The sequence below is a fragment of the Streptomyces pactum genome, assembly GCF_016031615.1.
Lineage (GTDB): Bacteria > Actinomycetota > Actinomycetes > Streptomycetales > Streptomycetaceae > Streptomyces > Streptomyces pactus.
Window position 1 is genome coordinate 6373545 of record NZ_JACYXC010000001.1, and the last position, 23848, is coordinate 6397392.

Consider the following 23848-nt stretch of genomic DNA (forward strand, 5'->3'; position numbering starts at 1 on the left):
AGGACGAGCGAACCGACCGGACCGACCGGATCGGACCGACTCGACCGACCGGACGGAACCGACCGGACCGACTCGACCGACCGGAGCACCGTCGGGCCCCGGCCCCGTGCCCGACGCCCGGCCGGACCCCGGGCACGGACCCCGGAGCCGGACCGCCGACCGGACCCGCCACCCGGCCCCGGCGGCGCCGGGCCGGCCGCGACCGCGGCCGGCCTTCCACGGATGGAGACACCAGCAGCATGACCAGCAGTACCCACCCGCGGCGGCCCGCGCCGCACATCGCCGACCGCCATGACGTCATCCGCGTGCACGGCGCGCGCGAGAACAACCTGCGGGACGTCGCCGTCGAGATCCCCAAGCGGCGGCTGACGGTGTTCACCGGCGTCTCCGGCTCCGGCAAGAGCTCGCTGGTGTTCGACACCATCGCCGCCGAGTCACAGCGGATGATCAACGAGACCTACAGCGCCTTCGTCCAGGGCTTCATGCCCACGCTGCCGCGCCCGGAGGCGGACGTCCTCGACGGACTGACGACCGCGATCGTCGTCGACCAGCGGCGGATGGGAACCGACCCCCGCTCCACCGTGGGCACCGCCACCGACGCCAACGCGATGCTGCGCATCCTCTTCAGCCGGCTGGGCACCCCGCACATCGGGCCGCCCGGCGCGTACGCCTTCAACGTCCCCTCGGTCCGGGCCGGCGGCGCGATCACCGTCGAGCGCGGCGCCGGGAAGACCGTGAACGCCACCTACAGCCGCACCGGCGGCATGTGCCCGCGCTGCGAGGGACGGGGCACGGTCTCCGACATCGACCTCACCCAGCTCTACGACGACTCCAAGTCCCTCGCCGACGGTGCCTTCACCATCCCCGGGTGGAAGTCCGACAGCTTCTGGACCGTACGGGTCTACGCCGGGTCGGGCTTCCTCGACCCGAACAAACCGATCCGCGACTACACCGAGGAGGAGATGCACGACTTCCTCCACCGCGAGCCGACCAAGGTGAAGGTCGAGGGCGTGAACCTCACCTACGAGGGGCTGCTCCCCAAGATCCGCAAGTCGTTCCTGTCCAAGGACAAGGAGGCGCTGCAGCCGCACATACGGGCGTTCGTGGAGCGCGCGGTCACCTTCACCACCTGCCCCGAGTGCGACGGCACCCGGCTGGCCGGACCGGCCCGGTCGTCGAAGATCGAGGGAATCTCCATCGCCGACGCCTGCGCGATGGAGATCCGCGACCTGGCCGACTGGGTCCGCGGCCTCGACAGGCCGACGGTGGCGCCGCTGCTCACCGCCCTGCGGCACACCCTCGACTCCTTCGTGGAGATCGGACTGGGATACCTGGCGCTCGACCGGCCCACCGGCACGCTCTCGGGCGGCGAGGCCCAGCGGGTGAAGCTGGTCCGGCACCTGGGCTCCTCCCTCACCGACGTCACCTACGTCTTCGACGAGCCCACCACCGGCCTGCACCCGCACGACATCCGGCGGATGAACGACCTGCTGCTGCGGCTGCGGGACAAGGGCAACACGGTGCTCGTGGTCGAGCACAAGCCCGAGGTGATCGAGATCGCCGACCACGTGGTCGACCTCGGACCGGGCGCCGGCACCGCGGGCGGCACCGTCTGCTTCGAGGGCACCGTCGAGGGGCTGCGGACCAGCGGCACCGTCACCGGCCGCCACCTCGACGACCGGGCCGCCCTCAAGGAGACGGTACGGACGCCGGCCGGCGCGCTGAAGATCCGGGGGGCGAGCCGGCACAACCTGCGCGACGTGGACGTGGACATCCCGCTCGGGGTCCTGGTCGTCGTCACCGGGGTCGCCGGCTCCGGCAAGAGCTCGCTGGTGCACGGGTCGATCCCGGCCGAGGAGGGCGTGGTACGGGTGGACCAGACCCCCATCCGCGGCTCCCGGCGGAGCAACCCGGCGACCTACACCGGGCTCCTCGACCCGGTCCGCAAGGCGTTCGCGAAGGCTGCCGGGGTGAAGCCGGCGCTGTTCAGCGCCAACTCCGAGGGTGCCTGCCCCGGCTGCGGCGGCGCCGGGGTGGTCCACGTCGAGCTCGGCATGATGGCCGGCACCGACACCACCTGTGAGGAGTGCGAGGGCAGGCGGTTCCAGGAGCGGGTGCTGGAGTACCGCCTCGGCGGCAAGGACATCAGCCAGGTGCTCGCGATGCCGGTGACCGAGGCCCGCGACTTCTTCGGCTCCGGCGAGGCGCGTACGCCCGCCGCGTCGAAGATCCTCGACCGGCTCACCGACGTGGGCCTCGGCTACCTCACCCTCGGCCAGCCGCTCACCACGCTCTCCGGCGGTGAGCGGCAACGGCTCAAGCTGGCCACCCGGATGGCCGACAAGGGCGGCGTCCTCATCCTCGACGAGCCGACCGCCGGCCTCCACCTCGCCGACGTCCGGCACCTGCTCGGCCTGCTCGACCGGCTGGTGGACTCCGGCACGTCGGTCATCGTCGTCGAACACCACCAGGCGGTGATGGCACACGCCGACTGGATCATCGACCTCGGCCCCGGCGCCGGCCACGACGGCGGCCGGATCGTCTTCGAGGGCACCCCCGCCGACCTGGTCGCCGCCCGCTCCACCCGCACCGGCGAACACCTGGCCGCCTACGTCGGCGGCTGAATCCACGGCTGAATCCGGGGCTTGTGGTGCGGGGCTTCCGCTCCGGGGAGGTGCCCTGCCGGCCGAGCGGCCACCGTCGCGGGCCGGCAGGGCACCTCGTCCGGCGACCGCGCGCACGGGCAGCCCGTCACACGGCGGACCGGGCACCGGAGCCGCGGGCGCCCTCCTGGTCCGGCTCCGGTGCCGGACCCCTCTCCTTCCCGCCGGCGGGCAAGGTGATCAGCAGCACCACCGCTCCGAGGAGCGCGATGGCCGCGACCCAGCCCGCGGCGACGTGCAGAGCGTGGACGAAGGCGTCATCGGCAGCCCGGGCGAGGGCGGGCCGGTGGGTGGTGGCGGCGACGTGACGGGCCTGTTCGGCGGAGACCCGCGCCTGCTCCCGCACCGGACCGGGTACGCCCTCCAGCGAAGGTTCCATCGCGCGCCGGTACACGATCGACATGATCGTGCCGCCCACCGCGATCCCCATCACACTGCCGGTCTGCCGCACGGTGTTGGTGACGGCCGATCCCGCACCGGCCTGTTCCAGCGGAAGGTCGCTGATCAACGCGGCCGTCACGGGGCCGATCACCATGCCGACCGAGAGCCCCTGGAGCAGCAACAGGATCTCGATCAGGACGAGGGGAGTCTGGAGCCCGAGGAATGCGTAGCCGCCCATGGACAGCGCGGCCACGGTCAGCGCGGGCACGGTGACGACCCGCAGCGGCAGCCGGCGGACCAGACGCGAGGCGAGCGGCGCCCCCACCAGAGCACCCAGCGCGGTCGGGATGTTGGCCAGCCCGGCCTTCATCGGGGAGAAACCGAGCGCACCCTGCAGGTAGAAGGCGTTGGAGAAGGTGATCGCGGCGACGCCGAAGAGCAGGAGTCCGAGCGCCGCGTTGCCGCCACCGAACGCGCGTCGCGCGAACAGCCGCGGATCGAAGCCGGGCACCTCGACGCGCAGTTCGACGAGTACGAAAACGGCCAGCAGAACGAGTCCGGCGACGATCGGCGCCCAGACGTCGGTGCGACTCCACACCGCCACCTGCCCCGCCCGGATCAGCCCGTAGGTCAGCACCGAGAGCCCGCTGACCGACAGCAGCATTCCGGCGGGGTCCAGAGTTCGCGGGACAGGGCTGCGGAAATTCGGGACCAGCACGGCGAGCCCGACCAGTGCCGCTGCGGCGACCGGGACGTTGACCAGGAACACCGAACCCCACCAGAAATGGTCGAGCAGGAATCCCGCCAGCACCGGGCCGACGGCCATTCCGACACCGGCCGACGTCGAGAAGACGCCGACGGCGGCGGCCCGCGCGGGGCCGGTGAAGGTCCACATGAGGATGGCCATCATGGCGGGCGTGATCAGCGCGCTGCCCACCCCCATCGCGGCCCGGGCCGCGATCAGCTGGTCCGCGTCGCCCGCGTACGCCGCCCACAGCGAGGACCCGGCGAACACCACCAGCCCGCCGGAGAACACGGTCCGGTGACCGAACCGATCGCCCAGTGCCCCCGCCGTGAACATCAAGGTGGCGAAGGCCAGGGTGTACGCACCGGTCGCCCATTGCAGCCGGCCGGGATCGGCGCCCAGCCCCCGGTCCGGGTCGGCGAGGGTCTCCAGCGCGGTACTCAGGACGGTGTTCTCCAGCCAGATCAGCACCGAACACAGCATGAGAACGGAAAGAATCAACTGCTGCCTGAATTTCGGCAATACCGGGGACGCGTTCATGAACACCTTCGGATATCGAGCGGCGGGGTCCTGGAAGACCGGACCATAAATGTGCTCCACGGCGCCGTCAAGTTCGGAATTTCCGGTCCACGCTCTTGCGGTCGAGGGCGCTGTATGCCCTCCGACCGGATTTGCGGACCGAACAATTCTGTGCCCTCCGGTGAATCCGCGAATTGCGGCTTTCCTTTTCGGAGGGAGAGTTGCGGCCGGGCGGAATTCATGCCCTCCGGCAGGCCGGCGCACCGCTTTCCGCGACCCCGGCTCCCGGTCCCGTTCCCCGGCCCTGCTGCCCGCACAGCGGGCCGATGCGGTGCGGTGCCCGGCGCCGCCACGTGATCTCCGTCGAGGCCGGACGCCAGGCGACCCGTTGCATAAACCTGCCGTGCTCCGTATAGTCATGCCATCAGTGAGGAGGGGTCCGATGACCGTACGAGTGGCCGTGGCCGGAGCGAGCGGGTACGCCGGGGGAGAGGTGCTGCGGCTGCTGGCCGCCCACCCGGAGGTGGAGATCGGCACCCTGACCGGTCACGCGAGCGCCGGACAGCGCCTCGGCGCGCTCCAGCCCCACCTGTTCCCGCTGGCCGATCGCGTGCTGGAGCCCACCACCCCCGAGGTGCTCGCCGGGCACGACGTGGTCTTCCTCGCGCTGCCGCACGGGCAGTCCGCGGCCGTCGCCGAGCAGCTCGGCGACGAGGTGCTGATCATCGACTGCGGGGCCGACTTCCGGCTCCGGGACGCCGCCGCGTGGGAGGCGTTCTACGGCTCCCCCCACGCGGGCACCTGGCCGTACGGGCTGCCGGAGCTGCCCGGGGCACGGGCCGCGCTGCGCGGCGCCCGGCGGGTGGCGGTGCCCGGCTGCTATCCCACCGCGGTGTCGCTGGCGCTCTACCCCGCCTACGCGGCCGGACTCGCCGAGCCCGAGGCGGTGGTCGTCGCCGCCTCCGGCACCTCCGGCGCGGGCAAGGCCCCCAAGCCGCACCTGCTGGGCAGCGAGGTGATGGGCTCGATGAGCCCGTACGGCGTCGGCGGTGTCCACCGGCACACCCCGGAGATGGTCCAGAACCTCTCCGCGGCGGCGGGGGAGCCGGTCGCCGTGTCCTTCACCCCCACCCTCGCCCCGATGGCCCGCGGCATCCTCGCCACCTGCAGCGCCAAGGCCAGGCCGGGCGTGACCGCCACCCGGCTCCGTGAGACCTACGAGAAGGCGCTGGCGGCCGAGCCGTTCGTCCGGCTGCTGCCCGAGGGCCGGTGGCCGGCCACCGCCGCCGTCCAGGGGGCCAACGCCGTCCAGCTCCAGGTCGCGCTGGACGAGGCGGTGGGCCGGATCATCGCCATCAGCGCCATCGACAACCTCACCAAGGGCACCGCGGGCGGCGCGGTGCAGAGCATGAACATCGCCCTCGGCCTCCCCGAGGACACCGGACTTCCCATGATCGGAGTGGCACCGTGAGCGTCACGGCAGCACAGGGATTCACCGCGGCCGGCGTCGCCGCCGGAATCAAGAGCAACGGCAACCCCGACCTCGCCCTGGTGGTCAACAACGGGCCGCGCCTCGCCGCCGCCGGCGTCTTCACCGCCAACCGCGTCAAGGCCGCCCCGGTCCTCTGGTCCGAGCAGGTGCTCAAGGGCGGACAGGTCTCCGCGGTGGTCCTCAACTCCGGCGGCGCCAACGCCTGCACCGGCCCGCTCGGCTTCCAGGACACCCACGCCACCGCGGAGAAGGCCGCCGAGGTCCTGGGCCACAGCGCCGGTGAGATCGCCGTCGCCTCCACCGGCCTGATCGGCATCCGGCTCCCCATGGAGAAGGTGCTGTCCGGGGTGGAGAAGGCCGCCGGAGAGCTGTCCGCGCACGGCGGGGAGAAGGCCGCCATCGCCATCAAGACCACCGACACCGTGCACAAGACGGCCGTGACCCAGAGCCCCGCGGGCTGGACCGTCGGCGGCATGGCCAAGGGCGCCGGGATGCTCGCCCCCGGGCTCGCCACCATGCTCGTGGTGCTCACCACCGACGCGGACGTGGACGCCCCGGGCCTCGACACGGCACTGCGCGCCGCCACCGGCACCACCTTCGACCGGATCGACTCCGACGGCTGCATGTCCACCAACGACACCGTGCTGCTGCTGGCCTCCGGCGCCACCGGGGTGACCCCCGACCCGGACGAATTCGCCGAAGCGGTCCGCACCGTCTGCGACGACCTGGCACGGCAGCTCATCGGCGACGCCGAGGGCGCCTCCAAGGACATCCGCATCGAGGTGATCAACGCGGCCGACGAGCGCGAGGCTGTGGAGGTCGGCCGCACCATCGCCCGCAACAACCTCCTCAAGTGCGCCATCCACGGCGAGGACCCCAACTGGGGCCGGGTGCTCTCCGCCATCGGCACCACCTCCGCCACCTTCGACCCCGACCAGCTCAACGTCGCCATCAACGACGTCTGGGTGTGCAAGAACGGCTCGGTCGGTGAGGACCGCGCCCTGGTGGACATGCGCTACCGCGAGGTGCGGATCACCGCCGACCTCGCCGCCGGCTCCGCGTCCGCGGTCATCTGGACCAACGACCTCACCGCCGACTACGTCCACGAGAACAGCGCCTACTCCTCATGAACACCCGCAAGCACACCGCCCTCCCCAAGGCCCGCATCCTGATCGAGGCGCTGCCCTGGCTGACCCGCCACCACGGCAAGACCGTCGTCATCAAGTTCGGCGGCAACGCCATGGTGGACGACGAACTCAAGGCCGCCTTCGCCCAGGACGTCGTCTTCCTCCGGCACGCCGGAATCCGGCCCGTCGTGGTGCACGGCGGCGGCCCGCAGATCAGCGCCCAGCTCGACCGGCTCGGCCTGGAGTCGGAGTTCAAGGCGGGGCTGCGGGTCACCACCCCGGAAGCCATGGACGTCGTCCGCATGGTGCTCGCCGGACAGGTACAGCGCGAACTGGTCGGCCTGCTCAACCGGCACGGCCCGCTCGCCGTCGGGCTCACCGGCGAGGACGGCCACACCATGACCGCCACCAAGCGGTACGCCGACATCGACGGCGAACGCGTGGACATCGGCCGGGTCGGCGAGGTCACCGGCATCGACACCGGGGTGATCCAGGCCCTCCTCGACGACGGCCGCATCCCCGTGGTCTCCTCCATCGCCCGCAGCGCGGACGACGGACACGTCTACAACGTCAACGCCGACACCGCGGCCGCCGCCCTCGCCGCGGCCCTGGGCGCCGAGACGCTGATGGTCCTCACCGACGTGGAGGGCCTCTACGCCGACTGGCCCCACAGCGACGACGTCATCAGCCAACTCACCGCCACCGAGCTGGAGAAACTCCTCCCGGAGCTGGCCAGCGGGATGGTTCCGAAGATGGAGGGCTGCCTCCACGCGGTGCGCAACGGCGTCACCACCGCACGCGTACTCGACGGCCGGGTCCAGCACTCCATCCTGCTGGAGATCTTCACCGACGAGGGCATCGGCACCATGGTCGTCCCGGACACCCCCACCCCGGCGGGACACCCCGGCCCGGCACGGCCGCACCCCGCAGCCACCACGGCCGGCGGCGGGCCGGCCGCCCACCCCGACACGGAGGATTCGCAGCCGTGACCAACACCGAGCTGAAGCAGCGCTGGCAAGGCGCGCTGATGAACAACTACGGCACCCCCCGGCTGCCCCTCACCCACGGTGAGGGCGTCCGGGTCTGGGACGCCGACGGCAAGGAGTACCTGGACTTCGTCGGCGGCATCGCGGTCAACTCCCTCGGCCACGCGCACCCCGCGGTGGTGCGCGCCGTCTCCGAACAGATCGCCACCCTCGGCCACATCTCCAACCTCTACATCGCCGAGCCCCCGGTGGCCCTCGCCGAACGGCTCCTCCAGCTCTTCGACCGTCCCGGCCGGGTCTACTTCGCCAACTCCGGGGCCGAGGCCGTCGAGGCCGCCGTGAAGATCGGACGGCGCACCGGGCGCACCCACATGGTCTCCACCACCGGCGGCTTCCACGGACGCACCATGGGAGCCCTCAGCCTCACCGGCCAGCCCGCCAAACAGGGCCCCTTCCTCCCCCTGCTGGACGAGGTCACCCAGGTGCCGTACGGGGACGCCGACGCCCTCCGGGCAGCGGTCACCACCGACACCGCACTGGTGATCATCGAACCCGTCCAGGGCGAGAACGGTGTCATCGTGCCGCCCGCCGGATACCTCGCCGCGGCCCGGGAGATCACCCGGGCCACCGGCACCCTGCTGGTCCTCGACGAGATCCAGACCGGCATCGGCCGCACCGGCCACTGGTTCGAGCACCAGGCACACGGTGTCGAACCGGACGTGGTGACCCTCGCCAAGGGGCTGGCCGCCGGCCTCCCGATCGGCGCCACCATCGCCTTCGGTCCCGCCGCCGAGCTGCTGACCCCCGGCCAGCACGGTTCAACCTTCGGCGGCAACCCGGTGGCCTGCGCCGCCGCGCTCGCGGTACTCGACACCATCGCGGCGGACGGCCTGCTGGACCAGGTCAAGCACACGGGGGAGCGGCTGCGGAACGGGATCGAGGCCCTCCGCCACCCGTTGGTCGGCCGGGTCCGCGGCTCCGGCCTCCTGCTGGGTATCGTGCTCACAGAGTCCCTCGCACAGCAGGTGCAGCAGGCGGCTCAGGACGCGGGACTCCTGGTGAACGCGGTCGCTCCGGACGTCATCCGGCTCGCACCGCCGCTCATCCTCGACGACACCGTCGTGGACGCCTTCCTCCAGGCCCTCCCCGCGGTCCTGGACGCCGCCCACGCCGCCGGGCGGACGGGACACGGGGAACGAGGATGATCCGGAGACTGACGACACGATGACCGAGGCGCAGCACAACGAGCTACGGGACAGCCATGCGCGGGACGTCGCCGCCGCGACCCACGCGGCCGGACAGGCTGTGCCACAGACCCGCACCGCCCGCCACCGCCGGATCGTGGACATCCTCAACCGGCAACCGGTGCGTTCCCAGAGCCAGCTCGCCAAGCTGCTCGCCGACGACGGGCTCTCGGTCACCCAGGCGACCCTCTCCCGGGACCTCGACGAGCTGGGCGCGGTGAAGATCCGCAACACCGGAGGTGAGCTGATCTACGCCGTGCCCAGCGAAGGCGGCTTCCGTACCCCCCAGGCGCCCCTGGGGGAGTCCGCCAAGGAAGAACGGATGCGCCGGCTCTCCGGTGAACTCCTCATCTCCGCCGAGGCGTCCGCCAACCTCGTGGTGCTCCGCACCCCGCCCGGCGCCGCCCAGTTCCTCGCCTCGGCGATCGACCAGGCGGAGCTGCACGACATCCTCGGCACCATCGCCGGGGACGACACCCTGCTGCTGATCAGCCGGGACCCCGCGGGAGGGCAGGCGCTCGCGGACCACCTGCTGCGACTGGCCCAGAAGGCCCGCTGACCACCCCGCCCGGCGCCATCCGGCCCGTCATGCCTCCGGCGCGCCGGAGGCGCCCCGCATTACCGCCCCCCGGCGGGCCGACGGCCCGCCCGGGGCGGCGTCCGCCAGGAGGAGCGCATTACGCCGTTCGGAGCCGTCCGCCCGCGCCCTGGGCGGCACGATGATCTCATAGGGGCATGGCCGCAGAAGACGACGCAGGGCGGATCGAGGTGCGTCGCGTGTACGAGGACCCCCGGCCGGAGGACGGTGCCCGGGTGCTCGTGGACCGGCTCTGGCCACGCGGCCTGGCGAAGGACGCCGCCCGCCTCGACGCGTGGCTGAAGGACGCGGCCCCGTCCGCCGAACTGCGCCGCTGGTACGGGCACGTGCCCGAGCGGTACGAGGAGTTCGCCGCACGGTACCGGGCGGAGCTGGACGGACCGGCGGCCCGGGACGCGGTGGACGAACTGCGGCGGCTCGCCCACGGCGGGCCCCTGACCCTGCTGACGGCGACCCGGGACCTGTCGCACGCCCACACCGGGGTGCTGGCCGAGGTGGTCCGCGAACCCGGCCACTGAGCAGCCCCGGCGGACCCGCCGGGCCGCCGCCCATCCCTCGGCCCGCCGGCCGGCCCACCGGCTCCTCGGCACACCTCCCGCCGGCGCCCTCTCGCCTATGACCGGGCCGTGCCGCCGTGCGGATGATCCGCGGTCGCCGCACGGTCCGGTGGACGCTGTCCCGGAGCGGGCGCGGGCGGGCCGACCCGTCCAGGTGCCCTCACCGGCGCCCCACCGCCGTCGCCACCGACGACCTCGCCGACGTCCTGACCAGGTGTTTTCGCCCGGCGCGCCGTCGCCCGGCGGTCGCGTTGACGAAACATACGGTGGAGTGCATAATTATGCCCATCAGTGCATGGAGCGTAAGGAGAAACCCGTGACCGAGCGCGTCGTACTCGCCTACTCGGGCGGTCTGGACACCTCTGTCGCCATCGGCTGGATCGCCGAGGAGACCGGCGCCGAGGTCATCGCCGTTGCCGTGGACGTCGGCCAGGGCGGCGAGGACCTGGACGTCATCCGCAAGCGCGCCCTCGCCTGCGGCGCCGTGGAGGCCGAGGTCGCGGACGCCAAGGACGAGTTCGCCGACGAGTACTGCCTCCCGGCGATCAAGGCCAACGCCCTCTACATGGACCGGTACCCGCTGGTCTCCGCGCTCTCCCGGCCCACCATCGTGAAGCACCTGGTGGCCGCCGCGAAGAAGCACGGCGCCTCCACCGTCGCCCACGGCTGCACCGGCAAGGGCAACGACCAGGTCCGGTTTGAGGCCGGCATCTCCTCCCTCGCCCCCGACCTCAAGTGCATCGCCCCGGTCCGTGACTACGCCATGACGCGTGACAAGGCCATCGCCTTCTGCGAGGCGAAGAGCCTGCCGATCGCCACCACCAAGAAGTCCCCGTACTCCATCGACCAGAACGTCTTCGGCCGGGCCGTCGAGACCGGCTTCCTGGAGGACATCTGGAACGCGCCGATCGAGGACATCTACGAGTACACCGCCAACCCGGCCGAGCCGCGTGAGGCCGACGAGGTGGTCATCTCCTTCAAGGAGGGCGTCCCGGTCGCCATCGACGGTCGCCCGGTCACCGTCCTCCAGGCCATCCAGCAGCTCAACGAGCGTGCCGGGGCCCAGGGCATCGGCCGCATCGACATGGTCGAGGACCGGCTGGTGGGCATCAAGTCCCGCGAGGTCTACGAGGCCCCGGGGGCGATCGCGCTGATCACCGCCCACCAGGAGCTGGAGAACGTCACCGTCGAGCGCGAGCTGGCCCGGTACAAGCGCCAGGTCGAGCAGCGCTGGGGCGAGCTGGTCTACGACGGCCTGTGGTTCTCGCCGCTCAAGCGGGCGCTGGACGGCTTCATCAACGATGCCAACCAGCACGTCACCGGAGACATCCGGATGACGCTGCACGGTGGCCGTGCCGTGGTCACCGGCCGCAAGTCGGCCTCCGCGCTGTACGACTTCAACCTCGCCACCTACGACACCGGTGACACCTTCGACCAGTCCCTCTCCAAGGGCTTCATCGAGATCTTCGGTCTCTCGTCCAAGATCGCGGCACGTCGTGACCTGAGCGCGTGACCCGGATCTGAGCACCTGGCGTCGCGGCGGTCCGGCCCGGGTGGCCGCCGCCGGCACACCAGCCGCCTCCTCGCCGACGTGCGCGGGGAGGCGGTGGTGCACCACCGCTCCGGTCCCGCACCCCGGTCACCCGCCGCGGCCCGTCGCTCCCGGTCACACCCCCCCCGGTCACCTCCTTGACTCCGGTCCACCCCTCCGGCCCACCTTTCCCTTCACGTCTCCCGCACCACACGAAGAGAAGCGAGCAGCAGCAGTGAGCAGCAACAACGGTGATGTCCGGCTCTGGGGCGGACGCTTCGCGGACGGCCCGGCGGAGGCCCTGGCCAAGCTCTCGGCGTCCGTGCACTTCGACTGGCGGCTCGCGCCCTACGACATCGCCGGGTCCCGCGCCCACGCCCGGGTGCTGCACCGGGCCGGGCTGCTGACCGCCGACGAACTGGAGCGGATGCTCGACGGGCTGGACCGTCTGGAAGCCGATGTCTCCTCCGGCGCGTTCGTCGGCACCATCGCCGACGAGGACGTGCACACCGCCCTGGAGCGCGGCCTGCTGGAGCGCCTCGGACCCGACCTGGGCGGCAAGCTGCGGGCCGGCCGGTCACGGAACGACCAGGTGGCCACGTTGTTCCGGATGTACCTGCGGGACCACGCGCGGACCATCGGCGGACTGATCGCCGACCTCCAGCAGGCGCTGGTGGACCTTGCCGAGGCCCACCCGGACGTGGCGATGCCGGGCCGCACCCATCTCCAGCACGCCCAGCCGGTGCTCTTCGCCCACCACGTCCTCGCCCACGTGCAGGCGCTCTCCCGGGACGCCGAGCGGCTGCGCCAGTGGGACGCCCGGACCGCGGTCTCCCCGTACGGCTCCGGCGCACTCGCCGGCTCCTCCCTCGGGCTGGACCCGGAGGCGGTCGCCGCCGACCTCGGATTCGAACACGGCAGCTCGGCCAACTCCATCGACGGCACCGCCTCCCGGGACTTCGTCGCCGAGTTCGCGTTCATCACCGCCATGATCGGCGTCGACCTCTCCCGGATCGCGGAGGAGGTCATCATCTGGAACACCAAGGAGTTCTCCTTCGTCACCCTGCACGACGCCTTCTCCACCGGGTCGTCGATCATGCCGCAGAAGAAGAACCCCGACATCGCGGAGTTGGCGCGTGGCAAGTCCGGCCGTCTGATCGGCAACCTCACCGGGTTGCTGGCCACGCTCAAGGCCCTCCCGCTGGCGTACAACCGCGACCTCCAGGAGGACAAGGAGCCGGTCTTCGACTCGATCGACCAGCTGGAGGTGCTGCTCCCGGCCTTCACCGGGATGATGGCCACGCTCACGGTGAACCGGGAACGCATGGCGGAGCTGGCCCCGGCGGGCTTCTCGCTCGCCACTGACATCGCCGAATGGCTCGTCAAGCAGGGCGTGCCGTTCCGGGTGGCCCACGAGGTCGCGGGGGAGTGCGTCAAGGAGTGCGAGGCGCAGGGCATCGAGCTGGACGAGCTGACCGACGAGCAGTTCGCCAAGATCTCCCCGCACCTCACCCCGGAGGTCCGCTCGGTCCTCAATGTCGCCGGGGCGCTCGCCGCCCGCAACGGCCGCGGGGGCACCGCACCGTCCGCCGTCGCCGTCCAGCTCGCGGAGGTCAAGGCCGACCTCGCCGAGCAGCGGACCTGGGCGGACGCGACCCGCTGACCCCAGGGCGGGGTCGCGACGTACCGCCCGTGTGCGGGGCGGTGGCATGCCGACCTGTGGGAGGGTCGCGGCGTACGGACCGGTCGCGACCCGGCAGGAGGAGGCCGGATACAGCAGGCGCGAGCAAAGCTTGAGACGTCTGTGTCTCAGGCGGCTTATGATCGTCGCATGACCGTCGATCGTGGCCAGGTACTCCGGGAAGCCGCCGCACTGCTCACCCGGAAGTCCACCGCCTCCATGGATGAGATCGCCCGTGCCGCGGGCATCAGCCGCGCCACCCTGCACCGGCAGTTCGCCGGTCGGGAGGCCCTGATCCGGGCCCTGGAGGAGCTGGGCATCGAGCAGCTCCAGGAGGCGATGGACACCGCCCGGCTGGAAGAGGGCGACCCGGTCGAGGCGCTGCGTCGACTGGTGGCGGCCGTGCACCCGGTCGCCGGCTTCCTCGCCTTCCTCCACACCGAGAACCAGCTCTTCGAGGGCGAGGACGTCCACGAGGGCTGGGCCCGGCTGGACGAGCGGGTCGCCGCACTCTTCCGCCGCGGGCAGGAGGAGGGGGTGATCCGTCTGGACCTCACCCCCGCCTGGCTGACGGAGGCCCTGTACGGACTGGTCGCCGCCGCGGCCTGGGCGGTCCAGGACGGACGGGTCGCGGTGAAGGACATGGACTACATGGTCATCGAACTGCTCCTCGGCGGAGCGCGACGGAGCACCGACCGATGAGCACCGAGACGGCCGCCGCAGGGACCGGAGAGCAGCTGCGGCGCGGCCGGTGGCTCGCCCTGGCGGTGCTGGTCCTCGCCGTCCTGCTGGTCGCGGTGGACGCCACCGTCCTCGGCCTGGCCACCCCCTACCTCAGTGAGGACCTCGGCCCCTCCAGCACCCAGCTGCTGTGGATCGGTGACGTCTACTCCTTCGTGATCGCCGGGCTGCTGGTCTCCATGGGCAGTCTGGGGGACCGGATCGGCCGGAAGCGCATGCTGCTGTGCGGCTCGGTCGCCTTCGGCGCGGTGTCGGTGCTCAACGCGTACGCCACCAGCCCGGAGATGATGATCGTCGCCAGGGCGCTGCTGGGGGTGGCCGGGGCGACCCTGATGCCGGCCACCCTCGCCCTCATCCGCAACCTGTTCCACGATCCGCGCGAGCGCAGCCTGGCCGTCGGCCTGTGGGGCGCCACCGCCTCCGCCGGCGCGGCCGTCGGCCCGGTGGTCGGTGGTTTCCTGCTGGAGCACTTCTGGTGGGGTTCGGTCTTCCTGATCAACCTGCCGGTGATGCTGGTGCTGGTCGTGGTCGGCATCAGGCTGCTGCCGGAGTCCCGGGACCCCGCGCCGGGGCCGTGGGACGTGCTCAGTGTGCTGCTGTCGCTGGTCGGCGTGGTGGCCGTGGTCTACGCCATCAAGGAGACGGCCGCCTACGGGCTCCGCCCGGACAGCCTGGTGGCGCTGGCGGTCGGCGTCCTGGCCCTGTTCTGGTTCGTCCGGCGGCAGCTCACCCTCCCGGTACCGCTGCTGGACATGCGGCTGTTCCGGCACCGCGGGTTCTCCGGGGCGGTGCTGGCGGACCTGCTGACCATCCTCGGACTGGCCGGACTGATCTTCTTCCTCTCCCAGTTCCTCCAGCTGGTGCAGGGCCGGGAACCGCTGGAGGCGGGACTGGCCGAGCTGCCGGCCGCGGTCGGGGCAGTCACCGCGGGACTGGTCGCCGGGCACGTGGCGCGCCGCTTCTCGGTCCGCGGGGCGGTCGCCGGCGGTCTCGCCGCCATCGCCGTCGCCCTGGCCGCGCTGACCTGGCTGCGCACCGACAGCGACTATCCGCTGCTCGGCGCGGTGCTGCTGGCGGTCGGGGTCGGCGCCGGGCTCTCCTTCACCGTCACCGCCGACGTCATCCTCTCCAGCGTGCCCAAGGAACAGGCCGGTGCCGCCTCGGCGGTCTCGGAGACGGCGTACGAGCTGGGCGCGGCGCTGGGCATCGCGCTGCTGGGCTCCATCGTGACCGGCGTCTACCGGGACTTCGAGACCCCGCCGGGAGTCCCCGACCCGGTGTCGGGAGCGGCCCACGACTCCCTCGGCGGCGCCGTGGAGGCCGCCGCCGGACTGCCCGCCGACGTCGGCGCGCGGCTGCTGGACTCGGCCCGCGAAACGTTCGTGGAGGGGCTGCGCATCGCCGCCGGCGTGGGCTCCCTGGTCCTGCTGGCGACGGCCGCCGCCGCCTGGTTCCTGCTGCGCGGCGAGCGACTGGCGGACGGCGCGCGCGAGGAGTGACGCGGGAGGCGCCCGGGCGTCACGGGAGTGATGCGCGCGGTGCGCCGCCCCTGCGACGCCCGGCGCGGGTTAACCGTACGCCGGGCGCCCGCACGCCCGTGGGAGACGTGACGGCGGCCCGGCGCGCGGCCGTACACGGCGACGGGCGGCCGCATACGCGGCGGGAAGGCCGTACACGGCGGCGGGAACGGCGAACGGCAGGGGACGGCCGGGGATTCGGTGAGGGGTCCCGCCGCAAGAAGGCGCAAGAAGGGTCAGGAAGGCGCAGCCAGGCGAAGGCGGGCTGAGGCAGGGGAAACGGCGACGGCCCCGCCGGTGGGCGGGGCCGTCGTGGTGTCCGGCGGCGTCGCGGTGCCGGCGGGTCAGGCCGCCTTGCGCTCCCGCGCCTTGGTGGCGTAGACGTCCACGTACTCCTGGCCGGAGAGCTGCATGACCTCGCTCATCACCTCGTCGGTCACCGCCCGCAGCACATAGCGGTCGCGGTCCATCCCGTCGTACCGGCTGAAGTCCAGCGGCTCCCCGAAGCGCACCGTCACCGGGGCGATCCGCGGCATCCCGCTCCCGGTGGGCTGCACCTTGTCGGTGCCCAGCATCGCGAACGGCACCACCGGCGCCCCGGTCATCAGCGTCAGCCGGGCGATCCCGGTACGGCCCCGGTAGAGCCGCCCGTCCGGGGACCGGGTGCCCTCCGGGTAGATGCCGAACACCTGGCCGTCCTCCAGCACCCGGCGACCGGTCATCAGCGCCGCGACACCGCCGTGCCCGCCGTCCCGGTCCACCGGGATCATGCCCACGGCCCGGAAGAACCAGGCCATCAGGCGGCCCTTGAGCCCCTTGCCCTTCACGTACTCGTCCTTGCCGATGAAGTACACCGGGCGCTTCACCACCAGCGTCAGGAACATCGAGTCGATGAACGTGACGTGGTTTCCGGCGAGGATCACCGGGCCGGTCCGGGGAATGTTCTCCGCCCCCTCGACACGCGGGCGGAACAGGACGCGCAACAGCACACCGAGCGTCGCCTTGAGGAAGATGCGGGACAACGGGCCCTCCGGTCGTGGTCGTCTTTCGCTGCGCCGGGCGGCGAAGCCTGTATGCCGTATCACCCGCGCAGGGCAGGACGATACTCGCGAGTCACCTCCTGGCGCACACCGGGTGTACCGGGCAGGTACACAGCGTTGGTTCCCGTTTGCCGGGCGTTCCGTCCGAGGTCTCCCGCCGGAAAGCCGAACACCCCTACGATCGGCGCGTCCTTGGCGCAGGTCACACGGGGAACGGCGACCCCACCGCCACCACCTGGCGGCCGCAGCGCGGCGAACACGGAGCGAGGAGTCTCATGGAGCAGGAGCAGCAGCCGGGCCGGCGCACCCTTCTGGGGGTCGCGGCCCTCGGCGCGGGCGCGGCGGTGATGGGCGCGGCGGGCACCGCCGGCGCGCGGCAGCGGGGCGGTGCCGGGGCCGGTTCCTACCGCGACCTTCCGGTGCCGACGGTCATCGCACACCGCGGGGCCAGCGGGTACCGGCCCGAGCACACCCTCGGCTCGTACCAGCTGGCGCTGGACATGGGCGCCGACGTCATCGAGCAGGACCTGGTGCCCACCAAGGACGGCCACCTGGTGTGCCGCCACGAGAACGACATCACCGCCACCACCGATGTCGCCGACCACCCCGAGTTCGCCTCCCGCAAGACCACCAAGACGGTGGACGGCACCTCGCTCACCGGCTGGTTCACCGAGGACTTCACCCTCGCCGAGCTGAAGCGGCTGCGCGCCAAGGAGCGCATCCCGGGCACCCGGCAGCACAACACCCTCTACGACGGGGTGTGGCAGATACCCACCCTCCAGGAGGTGCTGGAGTGGGCGGAGCGCGAGGGCCGCAGGCGGGGCCGGCGCATCTGGCTGCACATCGAGACCAAGCACCCCACGTACTTCCGCAAGCTGGGCCTGGGGCTTGAGGAGCCGCTGGCCAAGCTGCTGCGCCGGTACGGCCGGCACCGGAAGAACTCGGCGACCTTCCTGCAGTCCTTCGAGCCGGGCAGCATCCAGCGGCTGGCGAAGCTGGTGGAGACCCCCAAGGTGGTGCTGCTCGACGCGGCCGGCAGCCGCCCCTGGGACTTCGTCGAGGCGGGCGACCCGCGCACCGTCGCGGACCTGGTCAAGCCGGCCGGCCTGGCCTGGATCGCCGGCTTCGCCCAGGGCATCGGCCCCACCCTGCTGCTCATCATCCCGCGGGACGCCGGTGGCCGGCTGGGCAGGCCCACCACGCTGGTGAAGGACGCGCACGCCGCCGGTCTGATCGTGCACCCCTACACGCTGCGCAACGAGAACACCTTCCTGCCGGTGGACTTCCGCCGCGGTACCGACGCGGACGCCTACGGGGACGCGATCTCCGCCCTCAAGGTCTACTTCGAGCAGGGCATCGACGGCATCTTCACCGACAACCCGGACACCGGACTACTCGCCCGCGAAGCCTTCCGCGCCTCCTGACCGGCCGCCCGGGCCCCGGGCCGGGTCCGGGCCCCTGGCAAGATCCGGGACCCCGAGCCCCGGACCCCGGAGCGGGAGCCGGTCGGACCCGGGGGCCGGGGCGGGGCGGGGCCGGACCTCTCGGAGGGTCCTCGGGGCGTCCGGCACCGACCGGGCGCGCCGTCCGCCCCCTCCGGGCCGCCCCCGGGCCGACCGCCCGGACCGTTGCCGGCCCAGTCCGTTCCCCATGGCCGTCCGTTCCGGGTGCCCGCCCGGCACGGGCGCCCTCCCGAACGGGTGCCCGTCCTCCCGGACGGTGCCCCGCCCCCGGACGGTGACCAGCCCCGGCCGGCGGCCGCGCCGCAGGCCGAGCCCGGCCGGTGGCCGGGGGTCCGCCGGCTCGGGCCCGGCGGCTCCGTCGCCCGCCCCGGGCCCCCGGCGTCACGCGCCGCGTCAGCCACCGCCGTCGGGGTGTCGTCCGGTCGGGTGAGAGACGGCCGGACCGGAAACCGCGTCAGGCCCGGCCACGTCCCGCCGGGCATGGACCTATGGGAGGAGCTCCGCCCCCTGCTGGCGGCGGAGGCGGCGGCGGAGGCGCACGGCGCGGGCATCGATCCGGCCGATCTCGAACAGGGTGTGTGGCTGCGGCTGCTGGAGCACACCCGCACCGCCGGCCCACCGCCCCGGCCCGCGCGGTGGCTGCGTACCGCGGTGCGCGCCGAGGCCCGCGACGCCCGCCGCCGGGCCCGCCGGGAGGTGCCGTACGACCCGGTCCGCGGCGGGCCGGACCTGGGCCCCGACTCCGCTGCCGAACGCCGTTTCCTGGACGCGGAGACCGGCCGCGCCCTCCACGCGGCGGTCCGCAGGCTGCCCGGGCGCTGTCCCCGGCTGCTCGCCGCGCTGCTGTCCCGGTCCGACCCGACCTATCGTGAGATCGCCGCGGAGTTGGGAATGTCACAGGGGAGCTTGGGCCCGGTTCGTTCCCGATGTCTGGGTTGCCTGCGCAGAATGCTGACGGCGGAGGTTGCCGCTCCAGAACTCCGGGGAAAGGAGCGTGAGTAACCATCGGCGCCCCGGAGACGCGTACACCCTCACCGCGGCTCCGGTCAGGCCACACCGAACGGCCGGACCCGGGGCCCCGGGTCACCCGGCGGACGAGCCCCCGGCCGGCGGGCGGACGAGACATGGGGAGGCATGCGCACCATGGGCATGAGCGTGACCATCTCTGCGGCGACGGAGCAGGACGCCGAACAGATCCTCAAACTGCAGTACCTGTGCTACCAGCGTGAGGCCGAGCTGTACGGCGACTACTCCATCGAGCCGCTGACCCAGACCCTCGACGACCTCCGCGCCGAACTGGGCGGGAGCGTGGCGCTGGTCGCCCGGCTCGGCGCGGAGGTCGTCGGCTCGGTCCGCGGGACGGTGGACGAGGACGGTGTGGCCGCCATCGGCAAGCTGATCGTCCACCCCCGGATGCAGCGCCACGGCCTGGGCGGCCGGCTGCTCGCGGCCATCGAGGACCGGCTGGCGGAGGAGGGGGCGGCCACCCGGTACCGGCTGTTCACCGGCCACCGCAGCGAGGGCAACCTGCGGCTGTACCGCCGCTGCGGGTACGCCCAGACCGGGACCGAGGAGGTCAGCCGGCGGCTGAGCCTGGTGGTCCTGGAGAAGCCGGTCGGCGAACCGGCCCTGGTGTCCGGCCTCTGAGCGGTCCGGCCGGCCGGTGACGGTCCGTTCGTCACCGGTCCGCCGCACCGGCTGCCGCAGCGGTCCGGAGCCACACCCACGCCCGCGCCCGCCCCGCACCGGGGCGGGCGTTTGTGATGCGCCGGGACCGGCGATGGGCGACCGGTGACGTCCGGGGCGGGCGCGGTGGCGGCCGGATACGGAGCGCCGGACCCGGTCGCGGCTTCCGAGGGCCGGGTCAGCGCCCCGCGCCCGCCCGGCGGCGCAGCCAGAACAGCCCGGTCACCGGCAGCACCACGGGGATGAACAGATAGCCCATGCCGTAGTCGGACCACACCGTCTCGTCCGGGAAGGCCGAGGGGTCGGCCAGCGTCCAGGTGCCCACCAGCAGGACGCCGAACAGCTCCGCGGCGCAGCAGACCAGCGCGACCTTGCGGGCCGCCTCACCGCTGCGGACCAGCGCGGCGGTGATGAACGCGTACACGGCCGCGGAGACCGCCGAGAGGCCGTAGGCCAGCGGGGCCTCCTCGTACTGGGTGATCAGCTGGTACAGGGAGCGGGAGGCGGCCGCGACGGTGAACACCCCGTACAGCAGGACCAGCAGCCGCCCGGGGCCCTGCCCCAGGCCGGTGCCGCGCCCGGGACCGTCCGTCCGCGTGTCCGCGGTCACCCGCTCAGCCACCGCTGCCCTCCCAGATGTCGAACAGCCGCACCTGGAGCACGGCCATCACCACGGCCGCGGCGGCCACCGTCGCCGAACCCCAGCGGGTGCGCTCGGCCAGCGACATGAAACCGCCGATGGGGACGGCCAGCGCGGCGCCGATGAGATACGAGACGAAGATCGCGGCACCCTGGTCGGGGTCGTCGCCACGGGCCAGCCGGACGATGCCGACCACCAGCTGCACCAGTCCCAGCACGGACACCACGGCCATGCCGATGAAGTGCCAGTCCTTCGTGGGCTGGTCCCGGTATGCGGCGAATCCGCACCAGGCGGCGAGGGCGAGGGCGGCCGCGCCGATCACGACCGTCAGGACGTCGATCACCGGGGCCTCCGCGCGATACGGCGGCGCACGCAGGGGTTGACAGACATGGGGAGACTCTAATCGGCGCGCCACCCCGCCCGGTGCCCGGCCCCGGGGCCGGGCTCTCCCTCCCGGCGGCGGGTCCGTCCCGGCGGCGAGCCCCGCTCCACGGGCGTCCCGCGTACGACCGCTGCCGCGCCGCCGTACGACCGCTGCCGTGCGGCCCGCCGCCGCTGCCTGCCCGCTGTACCTCCTGTCCGGGCCCGCCCGGTGGGGAGTACCGGTGTGCCCGGCCCTCCCGGCCCTCCGCCCTGCCCCCGTCCGGTGAGGGTCCGCGCTGTGTACCGTGGCCTTGGCCACACCCGCCCGCCCCGGAGCACCCCGCGGGCGCGACCGGTGGGCGGGGCGCGGCACCGGCGTCCGGGCCCGTCAGCACCGCTCGCCCGGCGGCTTCCGCGGCCGTGGACGGGTCCGCGCCGAGCGCCGTGGAGCGGGCCGGGTGGTCCACATCCTGACCGGTCCTGTCCGGAATGCGGACATAGTTGATTCGTTCATCTCTTTGTCTGCTTTACTGGCCGCATGACCACGACGAGCAGCCGCACCCTTGCGACCGAGGCGATCACGACGCCCGGTGCTCGCTGTATGTGTCGAATGTGTGACAGCTGAGGGCCCCCGCCTGCGCCTCGCGCCCCGAAGCGAGACCTCGTTCCCCCGCCGACCCGTACGGCCCGGAGCGTCCGGCCCCCGGCCGGTAGCGCCCCCGCCGGTGCGACCCGCCGGTCCCGGGCCGGGAACCCACCGCGTCACCGGAAACTCCCGCGGCCGCGCCCTGCGCCGCCGCGTCTCCTCCCTGCCGCGTTCCGCAATGCATGCCCGTGCCGGCACACCACCGCCGCGCACTCGACAGTGACGGATTCCCTGTGATCACCACGACCGGCCTGACCAAGGTCTACCGCTCGCGAGGCCGCGAGGTCACCGCCCTGGACGGTGTCGATCTGCACGTCCGCGAGGGCGAGGTGTACGGCGTCCTCGGGCAGAGCGGCGCCGGCAAGTCCACCCTCATCCGCTGCGTGAACCTGCTGGAGCGCCCCAGCTCCGGCACCGTCACGGTGGCCGGCCAGGACCTGACGGCGCTCGCCGGCCGCGGCCCCCGCGCCGGACGGGAGCTGCGCCGCGCGCGCAGCCGGATCGGCATGGTCTTCCAGCACTTCAACCTGCTCTCCTCGCGGACCGTGCAGGACAACGTGGAACTGCCGCTGGAGATCCTGGGACTTTCCGGCAAGGAGCGCTCCCGCAAGGCCCTGGACCTGCTCGACCTGGTCGGGCTCGCGGACAAGGCGAAGGCGTACCCGGCGCAGCTCTCCGGCGGCCAGAAGCAGCGGGTGGGCATCGCCCGGGCACTGGCCGGTGAGCCGAAGGTGCTGCTGTCGGACGAGGCCACCAGCGCGCTGGACCCGGAGACCACCCGCTCGATCCTGGGCCTGCTGCGCGACCTCAACCGGCAGCTCGGCCTCACCGTGCTGCTGATCACCCACGAGATGGACGTGGTCAAGACGGTCTGTGACTCCGCCGCGCTGATGCGCGACGGCCGGGTCGTGGAGTCCGGCACGGTCACCGACCTGCTCGCCACCCCCGGTTCGGAGCTGTCCCGGGCCCTCTTCCCGGTCAGCGGCGAGGCGTCGGGGGCGGACCGCACCGTGGTGGACGTCACCTTCCACGGCGAGGCCGCCACCCGGCCCGTCATCTCCGAGCTGGCCCGCACCTACAACGTGGACGTCTCCATCCTCGGGGCGGCCATGGACACCGTCGCGGGCCGCCAGGTCGGCCGGATGCGCATCGAACTGCCCGGCCGGTTCGAGGAGAACGTCGTGCCGATCGGATACCTGCGCGAGCAGGGCCTCCAGGTCGATGTGGCCGGCACCGCGCCGGCGGCCGGCACCGCCGGTGCCCCCGCCGCGGAGCCGGTCCCGGCCCCCGCCAAGCAGCAGATCGAGGAAGGTGCCAAGTGACCTGGTCGGAGATGCAGCCCCTGCTGGAGGAGGCCAGCTGGGACACCTTGTACATGGTCGGCTGGTCGGCCCTGATCGCGATCGCCGGCGGTCTCCCGCTCGGGGTGCTGCTGGTCCTCACCGACCGCGGCGGACTGCTGCAGAACACGGTGGTGAACAAGGTCGTCGGCCAGGTGGTGAACATCGCCCGCTCGATGCCCTTCATCATCCTGATGGTCGCCCTGATGTCCTTCACCCGCTGGGTGGTGGGCACCACCATCGGACCCGACGCGGCGATCGTGCCGCTCGCGGTCGGCGCCATCCCGTTCTTCGCCCGCCTGGTGGAGACCTCCGTCCGTGAGGTGGACCACGGGCTGGTGGAGGCCGTCCAGTCGATGGGCGGCAGCACCTGGACGGTGGTGCGCAAGGTCCTGCTGCCCGAGGCGCTGCCCTCGCTGATCGCCGGGGCCACCACCACCGTGGTGGCGCTCATCGGCTACTCCGCCATGGCCGGAACGGTCGGCGCGGGCGGCCTGGGCGACCTCGCGGTCCGCTACGGATACCAGCGCTTCGAGACCGAACTGATGTGGATCACCGTCGCCATCCTGGCGGTCGTCATCTCCGTCATCCAGCTCGCCGGCGACCTCGCCGCCCGGGCGCTGTCCCACCGCGGCCGGGGTGCCGCCGGCTCCCGCCGCCGCCCGCGGCCGGCGGACGCCCGTCCCGCCGAGGAGACCGCCGCCCCGGCGGTCGCGGAGGCCGGACCCGGCAAGGCGCTCTGACCCGCGCCGTACCCCCGGGCCCGCCCCCTCGCCGCAGAACCCCCAGAACCCCCGTCACCGAACCCCCGAACCCCCCGGACCTCCGGATCACCGCGGTGCCCCGGGCACCCGCGGCGGGCTCGTCACACCCAGGAAGAAAGGCACT

The 23848-nt window shown here is 72.8% G+C and carries 20 protein-coding genes; 16 read left to right on the forward strand and 4 right to left on the reverse strand.

The window, feature by feature from the left end:
- The first annotated feature begins 239 nt into the window (after positions 1 to 239).
- Entirely contained in the window at positions 240 to 2624 is a 2385-nt protein-coding gene (locus IHE55_RS25155) for an ATP-binding cassette domain-containing protein (RefSeq protein ID WP_197991111.1), read from the forward strand.
- A 127-nt stretch (positions 2625 to 2751) separates the two neighbouring features.
- Here IHE55_RS25155 and IHE55_RS25160 read toward each other — a convergent pair whose 3' ends face one another.
- A complete protein-coding gene (locus IHE55_RS25160; protein ID WP_307826816.1) occupies positions 2752 to 4389 on the reverse strand; it encodes an MFS transporter in 1638 nt (545 codons plus the stop codon).
- 361 nt (positions 4390 to 4750) lie between these two features.
- Here IHE55_RS25160 and argC point away from each other — a divergent pair, with 361 nt between their 5' ends.
- The 10 genes from argC (at position 4751) to IHE55_RS25210 (ending at position 15764) form a co-directional block, all read left to right on the forward strand.
- Positions 4751 to 5779: an N-acetyl-gamma-glutamyl-phosphate reductase gene (argC, locus tag IHE55_RS25165; RefSeq protein ID WP_197991112.1), complete on the forward strand. Its 1029-nt coding sequence runs from the start codon at positions 4751 to 4753 to the stop codon at positions 5777 to 5779.
- Positions 5776 to 6930, forward strand: coding sequence for a bifunctional glutamate N-acetyltransferase/amino-acid acetyltransferase ArgJ (gene argJ / locus IHE55_RS25170; protein WP_197991113.1), 1155 nt, complete (start codon positions 5776 to 5778; stop codon positions 6928 to 6930). The genes argC and argJ overlap by 4 nt, the downstream gene beginning before the upstream one ends.
- Positions 6927 to 7916, forward strand: coding sequence for an acetylglutamate kinase (gene argB / locus IHE55_RS25175; RefSeq protein ID WP_232265692.1), 990 nt, complete (start codon positions 6927 to 6929; stop codon positions 7914 to 7916). Before argJ ends, argB begins: the two co-directional genes overlap by 4 nt.
- Positions 7913 to 9118: an acetylornithine transaminase gene (locus tag IHE55_RS25180; protein WP_197991114.1), complete on the forward strand. Its 1206-nt coding sequence runs from the start codon at positions 7913 to 7915 to the stop codon at positions 9116 to 9118. The genes argB and IHE55_RS25180 overlap by 4 nt, the downstream gene beginning before the upstream one ends.
- Before the next feature lie 19 nt (positions 9119 to 9137).
- Positions 9138 to 9716: an arginine repressor gene (locus IHE55_RS25185; protein WP_197991115.1), complete on the forward strand. Its 579-nt coding sequence runs from the start codon at positions 9138 to 9140 to the stop codon at positions 9714 to 9716.
- 176 nt (positions 9717 to 9892) lie between these two features.
- Entirely contained in the window at positions 9893 to 10273 is a 381-nt protein-coding gene (locus IHE55_RS25190; RefSeq protein ID WP_197991116.1) for a DUF488 domain-containing protein, read from the forward strand.
- Between the two features lie 355 nt (positions 10274 to 10628).
- Positions 10629 to 11825 carry an argininosuccinate synthase gene (locus IHE55_RS25195; protein ID WP_197991117.1) on the forward strand — a complete coding sequence of 399 codons (1197 nt, stop codon included), beginning with the start codon at positions 10629 to 10631 and terminating at the stop codon, positions 11823 to 11825.
- A 253-nt stretch (positions 11826 to 12078) separates the two neighbouring features.
- On the forward strand, positions 12079 to 13506 hold the full coding sequence (argH, locus tag IHE55_RS25200; protein ID WP_197991118.1) for an argininosuccinate lyase: 1428 nt from the start codon (positions 12079 to 12081) through the stop codon (positions 13504 to 13506).
- 168 nt (positions 13507 to 13674) lie between these two features.
- The gene (locus tag IHE55_RS25205; protein WP_197991119.1) at positions 13675 to 14226 is read left to right on the forward strand and encodes a TetR/AcrR family transcriptional regulator; all 552 of its coding nucleotides are present in this window, start codon (positions 13675 to 13677) and stop codon (positions 14224 to 14226) included.
- Positions 14223 to 15764: an MFS transporter gene (locus IHE55_RS25210; RefSeq protein ID WP_197991120.1), complete on the forward strand. Its 1542-nt coding sequence runs from the start codon at positions 14223 to 14225 to the stop codon at positions 15762 to 15764. Before IHE55_RS25205 ends, IHE55_RS25210 begins: the two co-directional genes overlap by 4 nt.
- A gap of 362 nt (positions 15765 to 16126) precedes the next feature.
- On the opposite strand, the gene IHE55_RS25215 is transcribed toward IHE55_RS25210, so the two are convergent.
- The gene (locus IHE55_RS25215) at positions 16127 to 16804 is read right to left on the reverse strand and encodes a lysophospholipid acyltransferase family protein (RefSeq protein WP_197991121.1); all 678 of its coding nucleotides are present in this window, start codon (positions 16802 to 16804) and stop codon (positions 16127 to 16129) included.
- 293 nt (positions 16805 to 17097) lie between these two features.
- On the opposite strand from IHE55_RS25215, the gene IHE55_RS25220 reads away from it, so the two are divergent.
- From IHE55_RS25220 to IHE55_RS25230, 3 genes are all read left to right on the forward strand, one after another.
- A complete protein-coding gene (locus tag IHE55_RS25220; protein WP_197991122.1) occupies positions 17098 to 18246 on the forward strand; it encodes a glycerophosphodiester phosphodiesterase in 1149 nt (382 codons plus the stop codon).
- Between the two features lie 519 nt (positions 18247 to 18765).
- Positions 18766 to 19287 (forward strand): sigma factor, encoded by a 522-nt coding sequence (locus IHE55_RS25225; protein ID WP_197991123.1) that lies wholly within the window; start codon positions 18766 to 18768, stop codon positions 19285 to 19287.
- Positions 19288 to 19428: 141 nt separating this feature from the next.
- On the forward strand, positions 19429 to 19932 hold the full coding sequence (locus IHE55_RS25230; protein ID WP_197992245.1) for a GNAT family N-acetyltransferase: 504 nt from the start codon (positions 19429 to 19431) through the stop codon (positions 19930 to 19932).
- A 217-nt stretch (positions 19933 to 20149) separates the two neighbouring features.
- Here the strand turns inward: IHE55_RS25230 and IHE55_RS25235 are convergent, their stop codons facing one another.
- Together IHE55_RS25235 and IHE55_RS25240 are read right to left on the reverse strand one after the other, a co-directional pair.
- Entirely contained in the window at positions 20150 to 20593 is a 444-nt protein-coding gene (locus IHE55_RS25235) for a hypothetical protein (RefSeq protein ID WP_197991124.1), read from the reverse strand.
- Positions 20586 to 20954: a hypothetical protein gene (locus tag IHE55_RS25240; protein ID WP_197991125.1), complete on the reverse strand. Its 369-nt coding sequence runs from the start codon at positions 20952 to 20954 to the stop codon at positions 20586 to 20588. The genes IHE55_RS25235 and IHE55_RS25240 overlap by 8 nt, the downstream gene beginning before the upstream one ends.
- A gap of 899 nt (positions 20955 to 21853) precedes the next feature.
- On the opposite strand from IHE55_RS25240, the gene IHE55_RS25245 reads away from it, so the two are divergent.
- Together IHE55_RS25245 and IHE55_RS25250 are read left to right on the forward strand one after the other, a co-directional pair.
- Positions 21854 to 22942, forward strand: a complete 1089-nt coding sequence (locus IHE55_RS25245; protein WP_197991126.1) for a methionine ABC transporter ATP-binding protein — start codon at positions 21854 to 21856, stop codon at positions 22940 to 22942.
- Positions 22939 to 23703, forward strand: a complete 765-nt coding sequence (locus IHE55_RS25250) for a methionine ABC transporter permease (RefSeq protein WP_197991127.1) — start codon at positions 22939 to 22941, stop codon at positions 23701 to 23703. Before IHE55_RS25245 ends, IHE55_RS25250 begins: the two co-directional genes overlap by 4 nt.
- Positions 23704 to 23848: the final 145 nt, after the last annotated feature.